This window comes from Algoriphagus boritolerans DSM 17298 = JCM 18970 (assembly GCF_900108085.1).
Lineage (GTDB): Bacteria > Bacteroidota > Bacteroidia > Cytophagales > Cyclobacteriaceae > Algoriphagus > Algoriphagus boritolerans.
In genome coordinates this window covers 127,918-150,878 of the sequence record NZ_FNVR01000008.1, presented here as the reverse complement: position 1 = coordinate 150,878, position 22,961 = coordinate 127,918, and the positions used below count along the sequence as shown (strand labels likewise).

General features: G+C 43.3%; 24 protein-coding genes. 5 read left to right on the top strand and 19 right to left on the bottom strand.

Going from position 1 to position 22,961, the window contains the following annotated elements; genetic code table 11:
• Positions 1–115: 115 nt before the first annotated feature.
• From trxA to C4S61_RS09795, 10 genes are all read right to left on the bottom strand, one after another.
• Positions 116–418 carry a thioredoxin gene (trxA, locus tag C4S61_RS09840; RefSeq protein ID WP_103924626.1) on the bottom strand — a complete coding sequence of 101 codons (303 nt, stop codon included), beginning with the start codon at positions 416–418 and terminating at the stop codon, positions 116–118.
• A gap of 120 nt (positions 419–538) precedes the next feature.
• Complete coding sequence (locus C4S61_RS09835) at positions 539–1,093, bottom strand: OmpH family outer membrane protein (protein WP_103924639.1); 555 nt, start codon at positions 1,091–1,093, stop codon at positions 539–541.
• 107 nt (positions 1,094–1,200) lie between these two features.
• A complete protein-coding gene (locus tag C4S61_RS09830; RefSeq protein WP_103924625.1) occupies positions 1,201–1,731 on the bottom strand; it encodes an OmpH family outer membrane protein in 531 nt (176 codons plus the stop codon).
• Positions 1,732–1,821: 90 nt separating this feature from the next.
• Positions 1,822–4,518, bottom strand: coding sequence for a BamA/OMP85 family outer membrane protein (locus C4S61_RS09825; protein ID WP_103924624.1), 2,697 nt, complete (start codon positions 4,516–4,518; stop codon positions 1,822–1,824).
• Positions 4,519–4,635: 117 nt separating this feature from the next.
• Positions 4,636–5,373, bottom strand: a complete 738-nt coding sequence (locus C4S61_RS09820) for an isoprenyl transferase (protein WP_103924623.1) — start codon at positions 5,371–5,373, stop codon at positions 4,636–4,638.
• Between the two features lie 81 nt (positions 5,374–5,454).
• Positions 5,455–6,216: a type IX secretion system protein PorG gene (gene porG / locus C4S61_RS09815; protein ID WP_103924622.1), complete on the bottom strand. Its 762-nt coding sequence runs from the start codon at positions 6,214–6,216 to the stop codon at positions 5,455–5,457.
• 91 nt (positions 6,217–6,307) lie between these two features.
• Positions 6,308–7,183, bottom strand: coding sequence for an NAD kinase (locus C4S61_RS09810; RefSeq protein WP_103924621.1), 876 nt, complete (start codon positions 7,181–7,183; stop codon positions 6,308–6,310).
• A 250-nt stretch (positions 7,184–7,433) separates the two neighbouring features.
• Positions 7,434–8,099 carry a CBS domain-containing protein gene (locus C4S61_RS09805; RefSeq protein WP_103924620.1) on the bottom strand — a complete coding sequence of 222 codons (666 nt, stop codon included), beginning with the start codon at positions 8,097–8,099 and terminating at the stop codon, positions 7,434–7,436.
• A gap of 81 nt (positions 8,100–8,180) precedes the next feature.
• Positions 8,181–9,380 carry a chromate efflux transporter gene (gene chrA, locus C4S61_RS09800; RefSeq protein ID WP_103924619.1) on the bottom strand — a complete coding sequence of 400 codons (1,200 nt, stop codon included), beginning with the start codon at positions 9,378–9,380 and terminating at the stop codon, positions 8,181–8,183.
• Between the two features lies 1 nt (position 9,381).
• Positions 9,382–10,359 (bottom strand): isopenicillin N synthase family dioxygenase, encoded by a 978-nt coding sequence (locus C4S61_RS09795; protein WP_103924618.1) that lies wholly within the window; start codon positions 10,357–10,359, stop codon positions 9,382–9,384.
• A 76-nt stretch (positions 10,360–10,435) separates the two neighbouring features.
• On the opposite strand from C4S61_RS09795, the gene C4S61_RS09790 reads away from it, so the two are divergent.
• Genes C4S61_RS09790 through C4S61_RS09780 form a run of 3 tightly spaced genes read left to right on the top strand, consistent with a single transcriptional unit; the run spans position 10,436 to position 12,991 of the window.
• Positions 10,436–11,206, top strand: coding sequence for a hypothetical protein (locus C4S61_RS09790; protein WP_103924617.1), 771 nt, complete (start codon positions 10,436–10,438; stop codon positions 11,204–11,206).
• 36 nt (positions 11,207–11,242) lie between these two features.
• The gene (gene serS / locus C4S61_RS09785; RefSeq protein WP_103924616.1) at positions 11,243–12,514 is read left to right on the top strand and encodes a serine--tRNA ligase; all 1,272 of its coding nucleotides are present in this window, start codon (positions 11,243–11,245) and stop codon (positions 12,512–12,514) included.
• A 60-nt stretch (positions 12,515–12,574) separates the two neighbouring features.
• The gene (locus C4S61_RS09780; protein ID WP_103924615.1) at positions 12,575–12,991 is read left to right on the top strand and encodes a nuclear transport factor 2 family protein; all 417 of its coding nucleotides are present in this window, start codon (positions 12,575–12,577) and stop codon (positions 12,989–12,991) included.
• A gap of 8 nt (positions 12,992–12,999) precedes the next feature.
• On the opposite strand, the gene C4S61_RS09775 is transcribed toward C4S61_RS09780, so the two are convergent.
• The 8 genes from C4S61_RS09775 to C4S61_RS09740 form a co-directional block, all read right to left on the bottom strand.
• Complete coding sequence (locus C4S61_RS09775) at positions 13,000–13,881, bottom strand: bestrophin family protein (RefSeq protein ID WP_103924614.1); 882 nt, start codon at positions 13,879–13,881, stop codon at positions 13,000–13,002.
• Between the two features lie 82 nt (positions 13,882–13,963).
• On the bottom strand, positions 13,964–14,572 hold the full coding sequence (gene coaE, locus C4S61_RS09770) for a dephospho-CoA kinase (protein ID WP_103924613.1): 609 nt from the start codon (positions 14,570–14,572) through the stop codon (positions 13,964–13,966).
• Positions 14,565–15,530 (bottom strand): YbbR-like domain-containing protein, encoded by a 966-nt coding sequence (locus C4S61_RS09765; protein ID WP_103924612.1) that lies wholly within the window; start codon positions 15,528–15,530, stop codon positions 14,565–14,567. The genes coaE and C4S61_RS09765 overlap by 8 nt, the downstream gene beginning before the upstream one ends.
• A gap of 8 nt (positions 15,531–15,538) precedes the next feature.
• Positions 15,539–15,856: a preprotein translocase subunit YajC gene (yajC, locus tag C4S61_RS09760; RefSeq protein ID WP_103924611.1), complete on the bottom strand. Its 318-nt coding sequence runs from the start codon at positions 15,854–15,856 to the stop codon at positions 15,539–15,541.
• Between the two features lie 2 nt (positions 15,857–15,858).
• Positions 15,859–16,395, bottom strand: coding sequence for a DUF1573 domain-containing protein (locus C4S61_RS09755; protein WP_103924610.1), 537 nt, complete (start codon positions 16,393–16,395; stop codon positions 15,859–15,861).
• A gap of 94 nt (positions 16,396–16,489) precedes the next feature.
• A complete protein-coding gene (locus tag C4S61_RS09750) occupies positions 16,490–16,792 on the bottom strand; it encodes a YtxH domain-containing protein (RefSeq protein ID WP_103924609.1) in 303 nt (100 codons plus the stop codon).
• A 7-nt stretch (positions 16,793–16,799) separates the two neighbouring features.
• Complete coding sequence (gene nusB / locus C4S61_RS09745; RefSeq protein WP_103924608.1) at positions 16,800–17,984, bottom strand: transcription antitermination factor NusB; 1,185 nt, start codon at positions 17,982–17,984, stop codon at positions 16,800–16,802.
• 121 nt (positions 17,985–18,105) lie between these two features.
• Complete coding sequence (locus C4S61_RS09740) at positions 18,106–19,206, bottom strand: Glu/Leu/Phe/Val dehydrogenase dimerization domain-containing protein (protein WP_103924607.1); 1,101 nt, start codon at positions 19,204–19,206, stop codon at positions 18,106–18,108.
• Between the two features lie 146 nt (positions 19,207–19,352).
• Between C4S61_RS09740 and C4S61_RS09735 the strand changes: the two genes are divergently transcribed.
• Positions 19,353–21,143 (top strand): ABC transporter ATP-binding protein, encoded by a 1,791-nt coding sequence (locus tag C4S61_RS09735; protein ID WP_103924606.1) that lies wholly within the window; start codon positions 19,353–19,355, stop codon positions 21,141–21,143.
• Positions 21,144–21,214: 71 nt separating this feature from the next.
• A complete protein-coding gene (locus tag C4S61_RS09730; protein ID WP_103924605.1) occupies positions 21,215–21,532 on the top strand; it encodes a hypothetical protein in 318 nt (105 codons plus the stop codon).
• Positions 21,533–21,576: 44 nt separating this feature from the next.
• Here C4S61_RS09730 and C4S61_RS09725 read toward each other — a convergent pair whose 3' ends face one another.
• Positions 21,577–22,941 carry a peptidylprolyl isomerase gene (locus C4S61_RS09725; RefSeq protein WP_103924604.1) on the bottom strand — a complete coding sequence of 455 codons (1,365 nt, stop codon included), beginning with the start codon at positions 22,939–22,941 and terminating at the stop codon, positions 21,577–21,579.
• Positions 22,942–22,961 lie beyond the last annotated feature (20 nt).

Here is a 22,961-nt window from a genome sequence, read left to right as displayed (position 1 = left end):
CTTGTCAAACATAGTATGGATCAAGGAAAAATTTAAGCAGCTGTGGCGGCTGTCTCATAACTGTTGCTTGTCACATTGATCGAAGTCAAAATGCAGCATAATGAATACTCTAATTCTAAAAACCCTTCAATGCATTCATTAAATCCCGTTTTGTCAAAACACCCCCTTTTCTCCAGAGGATTTTGCCTCTTTTGAAAAGAATGTAATGGGGAATGGAGCGTACACCAAATTGCTGAGCGAGCTGCGGATGCTTGTCCACATTTAGCTTAAGCAATTTGATTTTCCCTTCTAATTCTACCAAAACCTCATCTAAAATCGGATTCATGGTCTGACAGGGACCGCACCAATCCGCATAGAAATCCACCAAAATGGTGTCTTGACTTTGGGAAATGATGGCTTTGGGGTTCTTTTTGGGCATAGTTGAGATATTAGAATCTAGACACAAGATACAAGACAATAAACTCAGGGTTTAATTACAAAATAAAAAAGGCTGCCCTTTTGAAAAGGCAGCCTTTGAAATGGATTTAAACTGGTAGAATTAATTTCCGTTTGGAGCTCCAGCTGGAGGAGTTGGCATCGTCAAGCCAAGTTTTGCCACGACCAATTCTGTGAATTTGTCTTCTTCTTTAGTATATAATAAAACCGGGGACTGACCTGCAGTCTCTGCGAATATATGTGTGTAGTTGTTTTCAGCAGCTACAGCATTGATCGCGTTGATTACTTTAGTCTGTACTGGCTCGAGCAATTCGCCCAATTTACGCTGATAGGATACCTGAGCATCCTGCTCATACTTTTGAAGGTCTCCCTGAATTTTTTGAAGCTCTGCCTCTTTTGCAGCCCTTGCCTCCTCAGTCATGGTAGGGGCAGCTTGCTGATACGCCTGTACCTGTTTTTGAAAATCAGCACCTTTTGTTTGGATGTTGGTTTGCAACTGAGTTTGGTAATCTTGAATATCTGCTCCGATTTGTTCCATTTCTGGCATCAGGTCCATGATAAACTCCACACTCGTATAGCCGATCTTTACTTCTTGAGCTTGAGCTGCGAATCCTACGAATAGCAACGCAACTGCCGATAGGATAACTTTTACTTTCATATTCATAAAATTTGTTTTTGAATGGTAATATGGAATCTCGCAGTACCTAGGTTTTCCGAAGAGTGATATTCTGAGACCTGCTCGATTTGTTCATTTTGTGTTTGTATTTAATTGTTGTCTTCAATTCCCAATTCTTCCAGGACAAACTCAGAATAGTCATGTCTTGGATCAGTGTAAATGATCGCGGATGGACCTGCGGCTTTGTCAAATAAGAAACCTAGGTTGTTCCTTCTTGATACCCGCTCGATGGCTTCGTAAATCTTGGATTGTAAGGGTTGGAGCAGTTCTGCCTGCTTTTGGTAATACATTCCGTCGATCCCAAAGATCCGACTGTTGAATTCTTGCGAGGCTTTTTGTTTCGTTTTGATTTCATCCAGTCGTTGCTGATACATCTCTTCTGTCAATAAAACCTCCTCCGCCTTCAGCTGAGTGGTCAGTTCTTTGATCTCTTGATCCAAACTTTGTGCCTCTTTCTTCCAATCTGAACCCAACTGCGTCAACTGATCTTGGATGACTTTGTAGTCCGGATGCTTGTTTAGGATGTATTCTGAGTCAATGTATCCGATCTTTTGGGCGGTTAAAGTGCCACCCTGGATCAGAAAGAACAGCAAAAGTACAATTTTCAGCGATTTATTCATGTCTCCGTTTAGATTTCAGTTGGCTTTATTCAGTAAAATTGAGGCTTAATTTTTTGCATAAATTAACTAAACGAATACTTGATTTCAAGCTTATCTGAATTGCTGCCCAATGGTAAAGTGGAATTGAGCTCCGCTACGCTCCCGTACACCTGGTGCGGTATCAAATCCATAACCCCAATCGACTCCTAACAGTCCAAATGCCGGCATAAAGATTCGAGCTCCAAGTCCGGCTGATTTCTTCAGATCGTAAGGATTGTAATCCTTGTAGGACCCCCAGTTATTTCCTGCCTCTGCAAAAGCCAGCAAGAAAATAGTAGCGGATGGATTTGGAGACACGAGGAATCGTAATTCCGTCACGAACTTGTTATAGACCACTCCACCATAAGGTTCCGGGTTCTCCGTACCTCTGGTTTCTCTTCCCGGAGTGATTACCTGATTTTCGTAGCCTCTCAGGCCGATAATCTCTTGCCCAAGGGCGAAATTATTGAAGGTCATCCCGTCTCCACCCATCACGAATCGCTCCAAAGGAATGATGCCGATTTTGTTACCATAGGATCCCAAGAAGCCCATGTGAGCTCTGGCACTTGCCACCCACTTGGTAGATCCCAGAAGTGGCGTGTAGAATGAGGCATCAAACATCCATTTGTGATATTCCAACCAGTTATATTTTTGCTGATCAGTAGATTCATCGTTGATGTTTGCATTCATGGATGAGTATGGAGGAGTCAATGCCATAGAGAGCATAATATTCGATCCCAGTCTCGGATAGATGGTATTGTCCACGTTGTTCCTGGCAACAGTGGTATTAAAGGTGATACTCTTCGAATTTCCTGTAGGGTAACTCAAGCCAAAAGAGGTCCCAAATTGGTCAAACTCATAGTTTTGAAATTGCAGAGAGTTGCTGATACTGAAGTAGTCATCAGGCCAGGTCACCCGCTTTGCCAATCCCAAAGTCACCCCTGTGATCTTGAAGAAGCCCAGCGAATTCCCAAAATTTGCTTGATTGAAGAAATCTACCTGCCGCTGAATAGAATGGTTGAATGAAAAGCTCAGGGCATTTGGCTTTTTGCCCCCGAACCAAGGTTCGGTTAAGGACAAGGAATAGTTTTGGAACGTTTGGCCATTGGCTTGAACCCGTAGGGAAAGCTTTTGTCCGTCACCCACTGGCAGGGGATCCCACTTGCTGAAGTCTCCGATGTTTTTTACTGAGAAGTTATTAAACACCAAGCCAACCGTACCTACGAATCCATAGAATCCACCCCAGCCACCTGAGAGCTCAATTTGGTCATTTGGCCTTTCTTCCAGTTCAAAAGTGATATCTACCGTAGCTGCTTCAAAGTTTGGTCTGAGGTCGGGATTGATTTTCTCAGGATCAAAATACCCTAATGTGGAAAGTTCTCGAATGGTCCTGACCAATGCGCTTCGATTAAACTTTTGCCCGGGAAGGATCCGTATCTCCCGCATGACCACGTGATCTGAGGTCCGGTCGTTTCCTTTGATACTCACGCTGTTTACCGTGACTTGAGGACCTTCGAAAATTCTCATCTCCAGGTCAATCGAATCACCTACTACATTTACTTCTACAGGATCAATGCTGAAAAACAGGTATCCGTTATCCTGATAGAGTGAGCTCACATCATCGCCTTTTTGAGGGTCATAGTTCAGGCGCTTATCCAGTGTTTCTTTGTCATAGACATCCCCTTTTTCAATGCCTAATTTGGCAAGTAAAACGTCGCTTTTATGGATGTAATTTCCCGTGAACGTGATGTTTCTGTAGAAATATTTTCTTCCTTCCTGCACATCGATGTCCACATTGATTTTGTCTTCTGAAAATTTATAGACGGAATCGTTGAGGATTTTTGCATCCCGAAATCCACGACTGTTGTAGAAATTGATGACGTTGTCTTTGTCGTTTCGGTATTCTTTGGGGATATACTTCGATCCGCTGAAAAAGTTAAGTTTGAAGTTTTTGCTGATGTAGCTTTTTGCATCCTCTTTGGACGCAGAGTCTGTACGGAAAATTGAATTCTTTACGCTTTCAGCATCTGCATCGGTGATTCTGGTGTGCAAATCTCTGAAGATGGCCACACGTGCATGCTCCTTGGTTTTTTTCATTTTGCCCTTCAGAGCACGGTCGCTGATTTCCTCGTTACCGTAGAATTTGACCTCATTAATCTGTACTTTGGAGTTGATATCAATATCGAATCGAAGCTTGACACTGTTAGGAAGTGTGGTATCGCGATCCTGGTAGATTTTGACATCAGTATTGAGGTAACCTTTGTCCAGGTAGTATTTTTCGATATTTCGCTTCGCGGTATTTAGTACATCATCCCGAACGACCCGTCCCCGGATGTTGACTTTGTCCCGGAGCTCACCTTCCTGGGTTTTGTTGATGCCGTTAAATTCTACCTGAGAGAATCTTGGACGCTCGGTGAGGTCCAATAATAGGTAAATGTCTTCCCCTTCAATTTTGGTTACCAGGATTTTTACGTCTCCGATGATTCCTTGTCTCCAGAGTTTTTTTAAAGCATTGGAGATGGCGTCTCCCGGTACATCGATTCGATCATCTACCTTCAGTCCGGATAAGGATATGATGGCGATCTCGTCCAATGTGGTCAGACCCATTGCTTTGATTTCTGCTATTCTGAATTTCTGCGGTTTGGCATAGTTCAGTTCCAGAATATCGATTGGTTTTGAAGAGGCATAGCGGCTTTGCCCCAGTCTAATCTGGGAAAAGGCCGGGAAGGAACCGATCAAAAACAACAGAATGAATAAACTTCTTTTCATATACTTATAATTTGACCTGTAGAGGCCATCCCGATAATTATCGGGAGGAATTTTGCCTGCTTGATTATCATTCTATTACCGAAGGTTTACAAGGTCAAGCAGAAATTCAATGACAACTTAAGATTTAACTTGCTCCCCGGTCTTCCCGAATCTTCTTTCACGCTTCTGATAATCCTCAATGGCAGCATAGAGGTGCTCTATTCTGAAATCCGGCCACAATATCGGAGTAAAATACAACTCCGTATAGGCTGATTGCCACAATAGAAAATTGCTGATTCGATACTCTCCACTCGTGCGGATCATCAGTTCAGGGTCGGGTATACCGGCCGTTTCCAAATGATCTGCAATAGTCTGTTGCGTGATTTCCTCAGGTTTTAATTTTCCTTCAGAGACTTTTTGAGCAATGCGCTTGGCAGCTTGAGTCAGTTCCCATTTCCCACTGTAGCTGAGTGCTAAGATGACGGTGAGCCCTGTATTGGTCTCCGTCTGTCTTTGGGCTTCCAGTAGCTTTTCATGAGCAGAACCGGGAAGACTCGAAACATCTCCAATTGAAATCAGCCGAATGTTGTTTTTCATCATCAGGGAGATTTCGTCTATGATGGTTTTGACTAACAATTCCATCAAGGCTCGGACTTCATCCTGAGGCCGGGACCAGTTTTCTGTGGAGAATGAAAATAGCGTCAGATATTTTATTCCTAGGTTGTCAGCACCTTCGATGGCATCTTTGACCGCTTGGATTGCGTGTCGATGTCCAAATATTCTCATGGCGCCCTTCTTTTTGGCCCAACGGCCATTGCCGTCCATGATTATTGCGAGATGTTTGGGGATGTTAGTTAGGTCTAGTTTTTCCTTCATTCCAATGGGTCGGATACCTACATTTTTGGAGGTACAAAAATGCTATTTCTTTTCCAATAATCAGCCCTAGCCTTCAATTAATTAATAGGCAAAGCACTTTACATTGGCTATGGTATAGCTGATGGTGAGACCCAGGAAATAGTACCAATCGTTGGTATTGGGATTTCCAAAGTTGATACCATAGGGAGGAATCCGCCCGGTCGTAGGATCTGCTGCTTGCGGGTACCTGGGTATGGCAGGTAGCGAACTGTCAATTTTATCCAGGAGGTCTGTCATCGTAGGTCTGAATCCCAGTTCGGCAGCCAAGGTCCATCGATCATTGAGCCGGTATTTAACCCCGCCTCCGAAGGGAATGACCACAGAACTCAAGTTATACCGCTCTGAAGGGACAAACTGGTAGGTATTTCCTTTCATTATAAAATGTGAAAATCCCAAACCGAAGAATGCATAAGGTGACCACCTGAATTCTGAATCATTTCTCAGAAAATCCAAGAAATTAAATTCCATCACCGCACTCCCTTCAATCACACCACCTCGAAATCTGCCGTCTCTTATTCTTGCAGCAGGGTCCAATGGCCTAAGGCTGTCTTCTGCCTGTAGGATTCCGGCGCTGATTGCAACTCTTAAGCTCCATACATTGTCAAAATTTCTCTTGCCAAACAACGTGCCTTGAAGTCCTAATTGACGGGGATCAATTTTTCGGATCATGTCACCGGAATAGGTTGCTACTCCGAGACCTCCACCTATTTCGTATTTCTGAGCCTTAGTCGGAATAAGATAGCCGGACAAGACAAAGCTAAATACCAGTAAGTGTTTGATAATCTGAAAATTGATCTTTTTCAAGACGGTGCAAGTTATGAAGTACCTAACGTTTAAAAAACGCCCTTTTGTATTTAACGGGTTAATTAATGTTAAGCTCAATCAGGAGCTTTTTTTAATTTCTCATATCGAAACCCCAATTCAGTTTTTGTCTCAGCGTATCGAAGAAATGATAGTGGGGCAATTTGACCAATTTTGCTGAAAATTGCTCTTTTTTCACGCTGAGTTTTATTTCTGAGGAAATGGAGGTAGATCTGGAGTCCAGAGAAACAAGGAATTTTTCTGATCTTCCTTCAATCTCAAAACTGATCTCGCAGTGATCGGAAACGATAATCGGTCTCACGTTGAGGTTATGCGGACTCACTGGAGTAATCACAAAACTCTTGGTGTCAGGTGTAATTAATGGTCCGCCACAGCTCAAGGAGTAGCCCGTAGATCCGGTGGGAGTGGATACGATCAAGCCATCTGCCCAGTAGGAGTTCAAATACTTTCCATCAATGTAGGTGTGTACGGTAATCATCGAAGAGGTATCTCGCTTGTGAATGGTAAACTCGTTTAATGCAAAATTAAACCCATTAAACAGTTTTCGACTTGCGTCCAATGAGATCAGAGACCGTGATTCGATTTGGAAGTTTCCATTGACAAGCTGTTGGATGGCTTCTCCGATTCGGTCCGTAGCGACTGTGGCCAAAAAACCTAATCTCCCTGTATTGAGTCCTAAAATGGGTATTTCAAGGCTTCCAACTAAGCAGACGGCATCCAGCAAAGTGCCATCTCCCCCAATTGAAATTAAAAAATCTACCGCTTCAAGTTCCTCCTGATTTTCAATAAGCCAATAGCTCAAATTCTTATTACCTGACATCTTAATTGCCCGATCGAGCGGCTCAGTTACACGGATTTCGATTTGATGATTTGTCAGCTCTTGGAAGAGTTTTTCGATGTCAGAGATATACTCAGCCTTAAATGCCAGACCGTGCAGGGCGATTTTCATGTGTTTATAACTTGATTTTTATTGGTCAGATAGCCTGTCCCGATTTTTCTTCGGGAGAATCTCGCATGAATTATAATCATCCCTCTGTGTGTCACCGAGGGGGGCATGCTCGATTTCATCTGTTTAACATAGTCTTTAATGATCACAACCGATTGCCGTCAGGCATTCCCTTCTTCCTTCAACCAGTTGTAATGCCCCTGCTCATCATCATTTATAAAGTTGAAAACCTTCTCAAGGGCATACTCATGGGTCAAATATCTAAAAATCTAAGCAAGTTACCGATTCGGTCTTCCTCGCCACTGACGCCGGTTTCTTCCTGGTAATGATCTATCACCCAATATCCAAAACGCTCCAAAGTAGCTTTCACATGTCTCAATTCAGGTTTGTCAAGCTTAAGAGTGAGCTTGATTTTGCTGTCATCCAATGGATCATTGGTAATGAAAGAGCTGAGTATTTTGGTGTTTTCCGACTCTACTAACCTGGAAATTTCGGACAAGTGGTAATCTGTCATCGCCAGGGAAAGTATTAAGACACTGCCTTGGGACTTGATGGAAAGACTGTCTGCAAAAGCTGAAATGGCGTCTTCCATGGTTACGACCCCCAAGTAGGTATTTTCCCTGTCCAAGACCGCTACCAGATTTGACTGATGTTCTGAGGCCACTCTGAGTACATCGTAGATGTGTTTGTTGGAATAAACCCAACAAGAACCCGCTTCCAGCTCGATTGATCCGATTGGTTTTTCCGGTTCATTTAGATCAAAAATCACCTCATCGCTGATGAATCCCAAAAATCTCCCTTGATCCGTTACCGGTAGGGAATCGATACGAATCTCCTCCATCCAAGCTAACGCCATCCCTGCCCGATCAGTTAGTTTGAGCGGTGGTATCAGATTATTAATAAATTCGTAGGCTTGCATGTAAGAAAGTTAGGAAATCCATTTACAACACAAAACGCTTTCTTGGCTATTCTTGTTCCTTTTAGTTCTTTTCTGCGAAAATCAAATCATAAAGTGATTTGCCAAAATACCCAGAACAATACCCGCCAAAATAATTACGGGGGAGGATACCTTGCTGAATTGGAGCAAAGAGTAAGTTCCGAGGATAAAGATGATGTGAAGTATATTGGCTTCCAGCGGTTCAAAAAGCAGATATGCAGCCGCAATCAACATTCCACATGAAACTGCATTGATTCCCTCGAGTGCAGCGCGTACGGGTCTGTATAGTTTCAGCTGATCCCAAAATCTAATGACAAAGAAAATCAGAAATATGCCCGGTAGAAAAATCCCCGCAGCTGCAATAAGCCCCCCCATGAGAAACCCCATTAATCCAAATTCCCGCATGGAAAGCGCTCCGACATAGGATGAAATGGAAAAAGTCGGTCCCGGAATCCCCTGAGAAATAGCATATCCTGTCAGGAATTCCTCTGAGCTCAAAAAATGCTTAAAATCTACAAACTCGGTATAAAGGTAGGGAACCAATACCTGGCCACCTCCGAAAATCAAACTTCCATTTCGATAGAAGTTCTCAAAAAGCAGGATAGGTTGGAATTTGGTAATCGCACCTGCTACCGCAGCCAAAATTAATACTCCACCCCAGAGATAGAAATTCGCCCATTTGATGGTTAAAGGTTTGTCATCAGCCACTTTAGGCTGATTTTTATACTTTATTGAGGTACTAAGTCCCCCAAGGACCAGCATGATCGGAAAAATATAGGGAGAACTGTAGAAGAAAGAGACGAATGCCGAGATCAACATCAAAATCATCGCATCTGTACTTTTTATCATTTTACTGATCGTCTTTTGCGCAGCAAAAATGATAAAACCAATCGCCATCGGCTGGATAAATCGGGCAAATCCCAATGCTCCCGGTGTATTTTCCTGCAAAAAACTAATCAGCACTGCTGTCGCTGTCATGAGCAATGTGGCAGGCAGGATCCAGACCAGCAGTGCTAAATATGCTAAATTTGGGCCTCCAACCCGGAATCCAATGGCAGAAACCAGTTGGGTAGAAGAAGGACCCGGGAGAATATTGCAGAGGGCATTTAGCTCCCAGAGTTCTTCTTCTGTAATATAAGATCGGGTTTTCACCATCCGCTCCAAGAGCATCGCCAGAAATGCCTGCGGTCCCCCAAAAGCCGTTACAGACAGCGCGAAGACATCTTTGAGGAATACATAATATCGGACTTGGCGGACCGACATCTTATTTTTTTAAACCTAATTCCCGCAGTCTTTCATCCAGAAACTCACCAGCTGTGGCATCTGCAAATTGCTTCGGATGATTTTCGTCGATGCAACTTTCGAGGCACGTCAGATCCATCTCAGATCTGGGATGCATGAAGAAAGGAATCGAAAATCTGCTGGTGTTCATCAGCTCACGTGGAGGATTGACTACCCGGTGAATGGTTGACTTAAGTTTTTTATTGGTCAATCGTTCCAGCATATCGCCCACATTCACAACCAACTGATCCGGAAGGGCGGTTATCGGGATCCATTTGCCGTCTTTTCGCAATACCTGTAGTCCGTCCGCACTTGCGCCCATGAGCAGGGTAATGAGATTGATATCCCCATGCTCCGCTGCCCTGACCGCATCTGCAGGTACTTCATCCGGGTTTTCGATCGGGAAATAATGAATTTGCCGTAAAATGGAATTTCCGTAGGCTACTTTGTCTTCAAAGTAATTTTCTGGAAGATCTAAACTCAATGCAATTGCTTTGAGCATGGATTTCCCTGCATTTTCAAGTGTCTGAAAAGCTTCCACGGCATCCTGTTGAAAACCTTCGATTTCCGCAGGCCAAAGATTTTCCGGGTATTCATTCTTCACAGGATCTGTGTCCGGAATGTGGCTCAATTCCTGTCCCACATGATAAAATTCCTTCAAATCGCCGGTATTTCGACCTTTTGCGTGTTCTTTGCCTTTGCCTGTATAGCCGCGCTGATATCCGATTTCCGGCTTTTCATACTTCTTTTTAATATCATCCGGTAACGCAAAAAATGACTTAATTGAATTGTAAAGCCGATCTTGGAGATCTTTGGAAAGTCCATGGTTTTTGATCGCAACAAAACCGATGTTTTGATATGCCTCACCCAATTTTTTTACAAAGGCTGATTTTTGCGCTGGGGTCCCAGAAGTAAAATCAGCTAGATCTAAACTTGGAATTTCATCGAATAAGATGTCCATTTGTTTTAGTGATTAGTTACGGTGCCAATATAATTGTTCAAAATTAAATATCTTTAAACTCAATTCGGATTGGTCAATGAAGAAATTACTATCTCTAGGTCTTGTAGTCGGTTTGTTAGCTGTGGCCTGTTCGGAAAATAAGCGGAAGATCAATGAATCTGTGGTTGAACTGGGCGAGGACTCACTTTCTGCTGATTCCGGGATTCCCAAGGTCACCTTTTACCAATATGAAGATTCCTCTTCCTTTCCCGATGCAATTCTGGAATTGTATACTCCTTTGGGCAATCAGGTTTTTCGGCCGGGTAAAGTTCCTTTTGAATTTAATATCAAGAATTTCCCAATCATGGAGCAAGTCTCCGCCAACCCAAAACTTTTCCTGATTTTCAACGGGGGCGATCCAGTGGGTTTTTTTTCGCCCATTTTCCAACGTGAACTGACCGAAGGAACCTATCGGGTAGTGGCCTACCTGGTCGATGAGGAAGGGCATGCCTTGAAAAGCTTCGGAAACTATATAGATCGGGACTTTATGGTAGGGGAGTCGAGAGCGTTTCCGTATTCGGCCGAGCCTTATCTCGCGCTGCATTTGCCCCGAAATGAAGAGGTTTTGCAGGTAGGGGATGAGTTAATTATTGATTTTTTGGTTTTGGGAGGTGACATGAAGCTAGATGGGCTGAAAGTCCATATTAAAGTAAACGACCTGGGCTATGAGATTGATCACATGGCACCCGTCCGCGTGACCAATCTGCCGGTTGGGGATTACAGGATCAATGTCAAACTGGTCAGAAGTGACGGTAAAGAATTGGAAGGCCCATTCTCTACCGTGTCCAAGACAATCTATGTCCGATAAGTCCTTATCTTTGGACATCATTTCAATGATTTATCCATGCTTTTAGTTAATCAAATCCGGGAAGATTACGCCGGTGTAGTAGCAGGTCTGCAAAAACGAAATTTTCACAATGCCCCTGCAATTTTGGATCAGGTCATCGCTTTGGATGATTTGAGAAAATCCACTCAATCACAACGGGATCAGATTCAGGCCGAAGCCAATACTATTTCAAAGCAGATCGGAGTTCTGATGAAAGAGGGCAGGGCTGAGGAGGCAGTGGCTATCCGTGAGCGAACTTCCCAGATCAAAGAGCAGATCAAAGAGCTTGAGGCTCACTATGCTCAGGCCGAAGAAGATTTGAAGGCTTTGCTCTACACGATTCCCAATGTACCACACACCTCAGTGCCCAAGGGGAAATCCGCAGAGGACAATGAGGTGGTCTTGGAGCACGGCACGATCCCGGTGCTTTTTGAAGGAAAACTTCCACACTGGGAGCTCATCAAAAAGCACGACATCATCGACTTTGATTTGGGGGTAAAAATTACCGGTGCCGGATTTCCGGTATACAAAGGTAAAGGCGCAAGACTTCAGCGCGCCTTGATCAACTTCTTCCTTGATGAAGCTTTGGCAGCGGGGTACACTGAAATCCAGCCGCCGATTTTGGTAAATGAGGACTCCGGTTATGGGACCGGGCAGCTGCCGGACAAGGAAGGTCAAATGTACTTTGCGACAGCAGATCAGCTGTATCTCATTCCCACCGCGGAGGTTCCTATTACCAATCTTTATCGGGATGTGATTTTGTCTGAAGAAGATCTTCCAATCAAAAATGTCGGTTACACGCCTTGCTTCCGAAGAGAAGCGGGAAGTTGGGGAGCGCATGTAAGAGGATTGAATCGGCTGCATCAATTTGATAAAGTGGAGGTGGTGCAGATCACGCATCCGGATAGGTCCTACGACACCTTGGAAAGCATGAGTGGCTATGTTCAGGGACTTTTGCAAAAACTGGAATTACCTTATCGTGTTTTGAGACTATGCGGTGGGGATATGGGATTCACTTCAGCGCTAACGTATGATATGGAAGTCTATTCCGCAGGGCAAGAGCGCTGGTTGGAGGTGAGTTCAGTTTCCAACTTTGAGACCTACCAGGCCAATAGACTGAAACTACGCTTCAAAGGGGAGGATAAGAAAACGCAGCTGGCTCATACGTTGAACGGAAGTGCCTTGGCACTGCCTCGAATCGTAGCTTCGATTTTGGAAAACAATCAGACTTTGGATGGAATTCGAATGCCTAAAGTGCTTTGGCCGTATTTGGGTTTTGATTCCATTTAACCCCTTCAAAATAAAACCGTTGCAGAGAAAATTTCAACGGTTTTTTATTTCCAACCCATTATGAAAGCCGGATTTCTTGTACTTTTTATGGTGGTTTCCAGTCTCAGCTTTGCGCAGCAAAATGAAATCGAAGCTATCACCAAAACGGTCAACCTGTACTTTGAGGGGATGATCCAGCGCGATCGAACAATGCTGGAGGAAGCTTTTCATTCTGATGCCCGATTGATCGGCTATCGGGGAGAAACGATTACGGTAACTCCTTTTGAAATCTGGGCTGCAGGGACAGTCTCAGGGTCTCTGAGAAATCCTGATGATTTTCAAAACTCCATAAAGGCAATCCGAGTAGAAGGATACACGGCTATGGTTGAGACAGAACTTTACTGGCCGGGGATCTTTTACCATGACTTTTTGACGCTGATGAAAGTGGATGGAAAATGGAAGATTGTCCACAAAACCTGGTATGAGAAAGCCAGATGAGCTTCAGTTCAATCTAAAATTTCTCCCACATGGCGATCAATATTTTCGGCTATTTTCTCCATGGGTAAGTCATTTTCATCAGCTCCAAAGGGCTCTTCGATTTCCTCTGCGATCAATTCCAAACTGGCCAGAACATAAAAAATAAAGGCTACCAAAGGCGCGGCTAAATAGCCGACAGTGAAGGCATAGCCCAAGGGAAGTGTCAGGGTATAGACCAAAATAAACTTCCTGATGAATGAACTGTAACTGTATGGAATCGGGGTGTTTTTGATTCGCTCACAGGCTCCACAGATATTGGTAAATGAGGAAATTTCTCCATTTAGTAGAATCAATTGGTCGCCGGTGATTCCCCCGGAAACATAGAGTTGATTTACTTTGGAAAACATGATCTTGGCAATTTGATTTGGCACATGCTTCTCAAAGTCCAATTTTTCCTTTTGCTCACCTGCATCGTCGTCAAGACTGTATTCAGTGACTTTGGATTGAAGGTGGTCTTTGAGAGAAAACGAAAAGATCGGGATGGTTTTTCTAAAAAATCTTCGGGTCGCTTCATTACTGGGGTCTACCATTCCTGCGATTTTCAGCGCAAGGTTTCGACTGTTGTTGACCAATTCTCCCCACTGTTTTCTGCCTTCCCACCAGCGGTCATAGGCAGTATTTGTCCTGAACACCAAGAGTAGTGAAATCACAAAACTGAGTAAGCTATGCATCTGTGGCAGATTTCTGACCCAGCTGTCAGCACTGATTTTGATTACATGGAGTTCAATGTAGACAACCACAAAAGAAAACACCGTGACAAATGCGATCATCGGGGCCAATTTGAGAAGGGTATCTGATTTTGATATCGAAAAAATCAACTGGACCCAGTCTTTTGGATTGTAAACTTTCATCGGTGGTGGGGTTAGGGATTTTTGAAGATGCGCAAGTTTTGTTCAGCTTGGCCAAATGTAAGTTCCGATAGGAATTGAAAAGTCAGGAATTCTCGTCAGAGAGTTTTTTATGAATCTCCAGAATTTGAGGAATCAGGAGCTTATTTTCCGTGTTTTTTATCACGAAATCAGCCAATTCATTCTTCTTTTCATCCGGGAGCTGCTGATTGATGATTTGATTGACTTGATTTTCGTCACGGTGCGGATCCCGCATCAGTATGCGGGCCATTCTGATTTTAAGTGGGGAACTGACATTGATTACCTTATCCAGTTCTTTGTATGCATTGGTTTCAAACAGCAAAGCAGCTTCTTTGAGGAGGTATGGAGCCGTTTGTTTTTCTGCCCAGGATTTGAAATCGTTCCCCACCGCCGGGTGAACGAGGGCATTGATCATTTTTACTCGCTCCGGATCGGAAAAAACTTTTTGTGCCAAAAAAGCTCGATTTAATGTGCCATCCTGAAGAAATGTCCCGGGGCCAAAGCTTTCGGTCAGTTGGAGTTTCAGATCTGAGTCATTTGACATCAGCCACTTGGCTCTATCATCAGCAGCGTAGACCGGGATGCCCAAAATCTTAAAAACCCGGCAAACGGTGGATTTACCCGAACCAATCCCACCTGTGATTCCTACCCGGATTGGCCGCGAATTATTCATATTTCAACTTCACAAAAGCAGGCTCCACTTTGATTTCCTTGATATAACTTGGATTGGGTCTTACTTCAATCGAAATAGTGCTGTCCTTCCGGTTTCTTTTCCCATAATCCAGTATGGCATCAAACTCGACATCTTTTATTTCGGTGACTTTACTGGCATCAATCAGATACGTAATCATGGGAGTAAGTTCTTCATCTTCGAGGGTGACTGATCTGGGGAAATTAATCTTCTTTATTTTCAGTCGCTTGTTTCCTTCCAAGTATTGAATAACCGAGAAGCTTACTTCCACTGATTCTTCTTCCAAACTGATGAAATCGGCCAGTTTTTTTTCGATTTCCAAATTGACAGATTTCTGGAAATTCTGGCTGATGCGATTCTCATTTATCGCGACATAAAATTTCCCCCCAAAATCATCAAGCAAGGAACTTGGCCCCTTGACAGTAACCTGGCTTGGACTAAAAGAAATTAATCCATCGATTTCCACGTTTTTGCCCAGACTATACCTGGTCGTATCAATGGCCAAATCCAATTTTCTGGTTTCGATTTTGTCAATCTGATAATGAATGGAATCTTCCAGTGTCCCGATCAAAGTAGTGGGGGTAATGAAATCACCCAATGGACGCTTCAAATCAGAGGTAAGGATGAAGTTTTTGGACGATGGTTCTGCGAGGTTTATAATAAATGGGGGCTCGTTTAGCTTGAAGTATTTTCTAAGCAAGTCCCATCCGTTTCCCGAAATCTGAATTGGGAAACTTTCGGGAAGGGGTTTTACGGCCATATACTTGGACTCGTCAAAGTCCCAGGCAATGGGATAATCTACAATAGTGGTGTAATTGTCCTTATTCAGGGCATTTAAAACCCAAAAAGTGGTAGCCGCTGCGACGCAGAGTACTACCACTTTAAGGTTTGAGAGTCTTTTGGAAGAAATCCTTCCGGAGGATTTTTTGGTTTCCGGCAAAGCTCAGTTTATTTTGTTGGTGTTGACTTTTTTGAGAAGTCCAATGAGATGGCTGATTTTTCGATTTTTACCTTTAGTCCCCGGTCAAGTTCTAATTGAACGGTATCACCGTCCACACTGTAGACTTTTCCGTGAAGACCTCCTATGGTCACGATATCATCGCCTTTTTTTATTTCTTCAATGAATTTCTTGGTGTCTTTTTGCTTTTTCTGCTGTGGTCGGATCATAAAGAAATACATGATCAGAATGATAGAGCCGAAAAGAAATACCTGGCCAAGAATACCACTGCCACCTGCTGCGGCTTGAGCTAATACGGTAAGGATCATGATTATCGCTTCAATGGTCCGGCTGGAGCTGATGCACCTGCCAACTTAGGTGTAACTGAACCCTTCAATCTCAATCGGGTGACAGTTGGGTTCGTATTAGCCTGGATAGTCACGGTGGGTGCCTGAGCTCCGGATTTGGCGGTGGAGTTGAAGACCACTTTCACAAAACCTTCTTCCCCTGGATTTACCGGAGTTTTGGTCCAGTCAGGACTTGTACATCCGCAAGATGCGGTGATGTTGGAAATGACCAAAGGTGACTGACCGTTGTTGGTGAAGTTAAAGATGTGCTCTACTACTTGACCTTCGTTGATGGTACCAAAATCGTATTCCATTTCAGTAAACTGAAATTGACCCAAAGTACTTGGATCTGCTGCAGTGGTAGTCTGGGCATTTACCGGAGTTACAGCGGTGTTGTTGTTTTCCAATTGGGCGATTTTGTCTTCCAATGCCTGAATTTTTGCAGCTTGGTCATCTTTTTGGTCGCAGGAGCTGGCCATAGCCAACACCAAGGCGAAAACGCTTAGCAATTTGATTTTCATTTGTTTATTGTTTGGTTTTTTACGTGTAATATCGAATCAGTACAATTGATGAAAACTTCCTTGTTCAAGAAGAAGTTCAAATGGATATTTCAAATCAGCTTTTTCCCTGATTGATTTGATCGATTAGTTTATTTACGTCATTCAGCAGATTTTCTGCCTTGTTTTTGGCCTCGGAGATGACTCGTTTTCCTTCGGTTTTTGCCTCATTAAGATGCAGTTCTTTACCTTCGACAAGGTCACCGATAAGTTCTTCCAATTCTTTCTTGTATTTGGAAAGTTTGAAAGAGAGTTTATCTCTGGTGTTTGTTCCTGTATCAGGTGCGAATAATATGCCCAAAGCGGCGCCAACTCCGGCGCCGAGTGCGAATGCGAATAGTGTATTTGTGCTTTTACCCATGGTTTCCTTATTTATTGTCTAAAAGTCCTCGACCACTCTTACGGATTTGACCGCTATCGGTTAGTTCTTTTGCCAAAACATCCAACAATCCATTTACAAATTGCTTGCTTTTTGGCGTACTGTATGTTTTGGATATATCAATGTACTCATTGATGCTTACTTTCACCGGGATGCTTGGGAAATTTTTCATTTCTGCAATCGCCATCGAGATGATGATTTTGTCGGTGAAAGCCAGTCTGTCTATGTCCCAATTTTTAGTTTTTTGGGCAATCATTGCTTTGCTGGAATCAATGTTTTCGATCGTGAAGTTAAAGATATTTTGAAAAAACTCCTTATCCTCATCCCAGTTGATTGCTATCTCAGGTAGCTGTTCGGATTCCTTGGGGTCAGGATTGGAGGCGTTTTTCAGTACTTTTGACGCTAAGCTCCGTACTACAGATTTGTTTTCTGTCCAATTCAGGTCTTTCTCTGAGAAGTAATTGAGTATCACCTCATTTTTGAAAATTACCTTTTTCAGTAAGTCATCCGCAGCTTCATAATCCTGTTCCAGTGTTGGATTGGGTATTTGAAGATAGGCTTGATAGGTTTCTGATGTTTTGATGTAATCTCTAAACCACTCCTTTATTTCAAGTTCGATGTCGTCAAGATCGACATTATTTCGCGCGATCGCATTCCGGTAGGTCGGGGATTCACGGATGATTTTCAACACCTTATTGTTGGCGAGGTTCATCTCATTTGCATAGGCTATGGGATTGTCTCCCGCGAATTTTTTCTTTTTTTCAATCTCTTTTTCAACATGTTTGGCAAAAGCCTGCAAAAGCGAAATTGCCAAAAGGTACAGTTGGGGGATTCTTTCCGCTGAAGCGACCATGTTTTTGAGCATAAACTCCCGGTCTTTTTCATTGGCAGTGTGATACTGCTTCAAAGCCTCCAGTACTACCTGCTTTATTTTTGGTTTTTGATCAGCAGACTTGAGTAAACTCAGATTTTCCAGATTCTGATCAAAAAGCTTGATAGCTTCTTCCGTATCTTTGATCAAGGCAGGCTTATCCTGTACTTCCATACTGTTGAGATCCGGCAAAAAAGACTCCTTTATGAAGTCTTTGGCGATATTGAGATTAGATCCTTTGCATTGTTCAAAGGCGTAGAGATTCTGAAATGCCTTGACTCTGAGGATTCTTCTATTTAGCATAAAGGTTTTAAAAGAATCGCAAATATAAGGAATTTGAGCGGGGTATACCCATTCAAATTTGGACAAAAAAAACCACCGAAAAGTGCTCCTTCGATGGTTTAGATGAAATTGTGGATTTTGGTTAGAATGGAAGTTTCACTCTTCCAATGGCTTCGATTCTGGCTTTTGCCACTTCGATTGCAGCTTGCTGCGCAGGAATGTTCGCTTTTTCGGATTTTTCGAGAATACCCAGGCAAGTGTCGTAGATCTTTTCAGTCTGAGCAAAAACAGTTTCTTTTTGGTATTCTTTATAATATTCAGCACCCACATTGATCACTCCGCCTGCATTGATCAGGAAGTCCGGAGCGTAGATGATTCCCTTTTTCATCAGGATTTTACCATGTTTTTCTTCATCCTGAAGTTGATTATTGGCACCACCCGCGATCACAGCACATTTGAGACGATCGATCGTCTGATCGTTGATTGTTGCGCCGAGGGCACAGGGAGCATAGATGTCCATAGGAAGGTCATAGATCACATTGGGGTCTACCACGGTAGCACCTGTAGTCTTGGCTATATCTTTGAGTTTTTCCTCGAAAATATCCGTGATCAGAATTTCAGCACCTTCTTTTACCAGGTATTCGATCAGGTATTTTCCAACTTGACCCACCCCTTGCACACCTATTTTTTTGCCTTTCAGGGAGTCCGAACCAAATGCTTTTTTGGCCGCGGCCTTCATTCCCATGTACACTCCAAAGGCAGTCACGGGTGAAGGATCTCCGGCTCCACCCTTGATCTGGGGCAATCCGGTGACATGACGGGTTTCCATGGCAATGTATTCCATGTCCGAGGTCTTCATATTGACATCTTCGGCGGTCACGTAGCGACCTCCCAGACTTTCTACAAATCGTCCGAATCTTCTTAAGAAAGCTTCATTTTTCAGTTTGGGATCGCCGATTATGACCGCTTTACCTCCTCCAAGATTTAGTCCGGCGAGGGCGTTTTTGAACGTCATGCCCCTGGAGAGTCGCAGGACATCCGTAATGGCTTCGGCTTCTGTGGCGTAAGGCCACATTCTTGTGCCTCCCAGGGCGGGGCCAAGCACTGTATTGTGTATGCCAATGAGTGCCTTTAAGCCGGTGGCTTGGTCGTGACAGACCACGAGCTGCTCGTGATCCATGGTGCTGATCTGTCCAAAGATAGATCCCTCTCGCACGCTTTCGGTTGCATTAATCTCCAACATCTGAACTTAGCTTTTTAGAATATGTTATATTTGGGCTGTAGCCTTCGTGAAAAGGCTGATACAAAATTAAATACTTTTATCAGCCTACAAAGGAATTGCATCCGTAGTTTCTATAAGTTTATCCTCGATTTTAAAGTTTTTATTTGGTGAAGCCACTTTGGAGAATTAATAAGTATTTATATAAATACAAGGGGTTGCTGCTTTTGGGTATAGTATTTACTGTGATTTCCAATGTATTCGTAATCATTCCGGCCCAACTTGTACGAATAGCCATAGATTATGTGGTGGAGAGTTTTTCGCTTTACCGGCCTTTGATGCAAGGTGGAATGGGGGATTTGGCCAGAGAAAATTTCTTACAGGTCGTATTTATTTTTGGGGTTTTGATTTTGGTGATGGCCTTATTGAGAGGTTTTTTTCTTTTTCTGATTAGGCAGACGATCATTATCATGTCCCGCAAAGTGGAATATGACATGAAAAACGAAATCTTTGAGCATTATCAAGACCTTCCCCTGAGCTTTTATCGGAAAAATAGCACCGGAGATCTCATGGCAAGAATTACCGAAGATGTAAGTCGGGTGAGAATGTATCTTGGCCCTGCGATCATGTATGGGCTAAACTTGCTGATCCTATTTCCTCTCGTGATTTTTTACATGATTTCTGTGAATGCAGAATTAACCCTCTATTCCCTGCTTCCATTGCCGATATTGTCTGTGAGTATCTACTTTGTCAATAATCTGATCAATGAACGATCGGAAAAAATACAGCGAAGCCTATCAGAACTGAGCACTTTCGTTCAGGAGGCTTTTTCCGGAATTCGGGTCTTGAAAGCATTTGTGCGAGAGGAGGATTCTGCAAGGGAGTTTACCAAAGCAAGTGAAGAATATAAAATCAAGTCAATCAATCTCACACGGGTGAATGCCTTGTTTTTTCCCTTGATTATGGCCTTGGTTGGGATATCCACCATCATTACAGTCTATGTAGGCGGTATTCAGGTGATTCAAGGGGAAATCGGGTATGGCGTGATCGCGGAGTTTATTTTGTATGTCAACATTCTGACATGGCCTGTAACCTCCTTAGGCTGGGTGACTAGTATTGTGCAGCGGGCGGCGGCATCGCAAACGAGAATCAATGAATTTTTGGATATCAAAAATGACATTGTGAGCCTGAAGAATCTGGATTCAGAGATTCAGGGCAGAATTGTGGTAGAGAATCTTTCTTTCTATTATCCGGAGTCTGGAATTCAGGCTTTGGACCAGGTTTCATTTGAAATCAAAGCCGGCCAAACCTTAGGCATCATCGGTACTACAGGATCAGGAAAATCAACTATTGCCAATCTGCTGATGCGGATGTATGACCCCACCTCTGGCAAGATTGAAGTAGATGGACAGGATATCCGGAATTATAACATTTCGTCTTTGCGCCGACAAATGGGATTTGTTCCACAGGACGTATTCCTCTTTTCTGATACTATAGCCAATAATATTGCTTTCGGTATAGATCATCCGGATATGGATTTGATCGAAAAAGCCGCTAAAGATGCAGATGTTTATCAAAACATCATTGACTTCCCAAAAGGCTTTGAAACCATGCTGGGTGAGCGGGGCATTACGTTATCCGGAGGACAAAAGCAGCGTGTATCCATAGCCCGGGCTATAGCCAAAGAGCCCAGAATCCTGATTTTGGATGATTGCCTCTCTGCGGTAGACACCAAGACAGAGAATTCTATTCTGACTGCCCTTCGCAAAATCATGGAAAATCGCACCTCAGTGATCATTTCTCACCGGGTATCTTCTGCAAAACTTGCTGATCATATCATCGTACTTGATGATGGCAAAATCATAGAGCGAGGGAATCATGATTCGTTGATGAATCAAAAAGGAGTGTATGCCGACCTCTATGAAAAGCAAACACAATCGGGAGAGCCTGTCGAGGATTGATTTTTAATAGAATGTCCGCTGATTCTCAATATTTTCGACTAACTTGACGGGATTACTTATCACTTTTAGCTATGGAAAATAAAAAATCAACCACTCAGGAAATAGAAGATGTCCTTCAGGAAATTGGGGCCAAAATAGAAGATCTCATCCAAAAAGGTGCCGAAGCAGGCGCTGATATCAAAGAGGAGATTGAGGAGAAGATCAAGAATCTAAAGGAGAATAAAACTTCCCTTGAAGAAGAACTTCGCAAAGGTAAAGAAATGCTGGAGCGGGAATTTAAAGAGAAAAAAGAAGAACTAGAACCGAAGTTTCAGGAGTCGAAAGGGCTTTTCAAAGACGGTTTCAGGCAGATTTTTGCAGGAATTAAGGCACTTTTTGGTAAAAAATAACAAAAAATGCCCCCAACGAGTGTCTAGCTTTTTTGGGGCTTTTTTTATTTACTGGCGAGTGGATTACACCGATCGTATACCGGATCGATGTCAATAAACACATCTTCCTTTGCCGTAACAAACCACTTTTCAAGGATCTCGTCTTCTTTTTTTCGAAGTGTGGCGGCTTTCATTTTTTCGTAATCATCTTCCAAATTGGCGCGATGAGCAGGATATTTTGCCTGGTAATATAGGATTCTAACCTTGACTCCTTCACGTGGATCCTCAAAACGGATAGGTTTAGTAATACTTCCAACCTCCATGGTATCAATGGTAAAATAGAGAATGGGGTCCTCTAAAGTTCTTAGCGACAGGCGCTTTGAATTGGTCGTTGGATCAACGAAAAATCCACCATTGTCTGAGGTTGCCCGATCATCGGAATATTCTTTTGCGGCATTTGCAAAGTCAATCTTTCCGGCTTCGATTTCTCTTTTTAGACTATCCAGGTAGCGTTCGGCTCTTTGGATATCTGCTTCACTGGCTTTGGGAATACGAAGAATGTGTCGGGTATTGAAGCTAGTGCCCTTAATTTCAAGTAATTGGATCATGTGAAATCCAAATTGGGTTTCTACCGGGTCGCTGATTTCTCCCAGACGAAGCCCGAGTGCTGTTGCCTCGTATTCCGGAGCCAGTTCCCCTCTCCTAAAAAAACCAAGATCTCCACCCTGGGCACCAGACCCCGGATCTTCTGAGTATTGCTTGGCCAATTCCGCAAAATCAGCTTTGCCATCCAGGATGTCTTGTTTGAATTGGGTAAGTTGAGCGATGAGCTGGGCTCTTACCTCTGGGCTAACCTCAGGCTTTTTGACAATTTGGCCCACTGAGGCTTCTGAGGTGAACAGGGGGAGTGAATCTTTCGGAATGCTATTAAAAAATGCACGTACATCGGCTGGCGATACTGCGACTCCTTCAGTGATTCTGGATCTCATCTTGGAGACTATCATCTGCTCTCGGATTACATCTTCGATCTCACTTTTGAGTTGTTCGGCGGTTTTTCCATATACCTGAACAAGCACACTTTCATCTCCACCAAATTGCTGCATAACGGTATTGAAGCGATTTTCTACCTGAAGCAATACTTCCGGTTCGGTTACCAATACCGAGTCAATCTCCGCTTTGGCAACCATCAGTTTATTGATCATCAGACTTTCAAAAACCTCGCATCGAGTAGGAGCCGGAAGACCCTGCTGGGCTTGTGCCAGGGCTTCGACATAGGTTTTCTGGACTTCAGATTCCAGGACAATGTTGTTGTCTACTTTGGCAACAATTTTATCCAGGACTTGTCCTGTAGGCGGAGCTTCCTGGGCGATAGTCTGGCTCAGTGCCATCGCTCCAAAAAGGCAGAAAATAAGTCGGCTTAGTAATTTCATGATAATAGGTGATTGTTAAT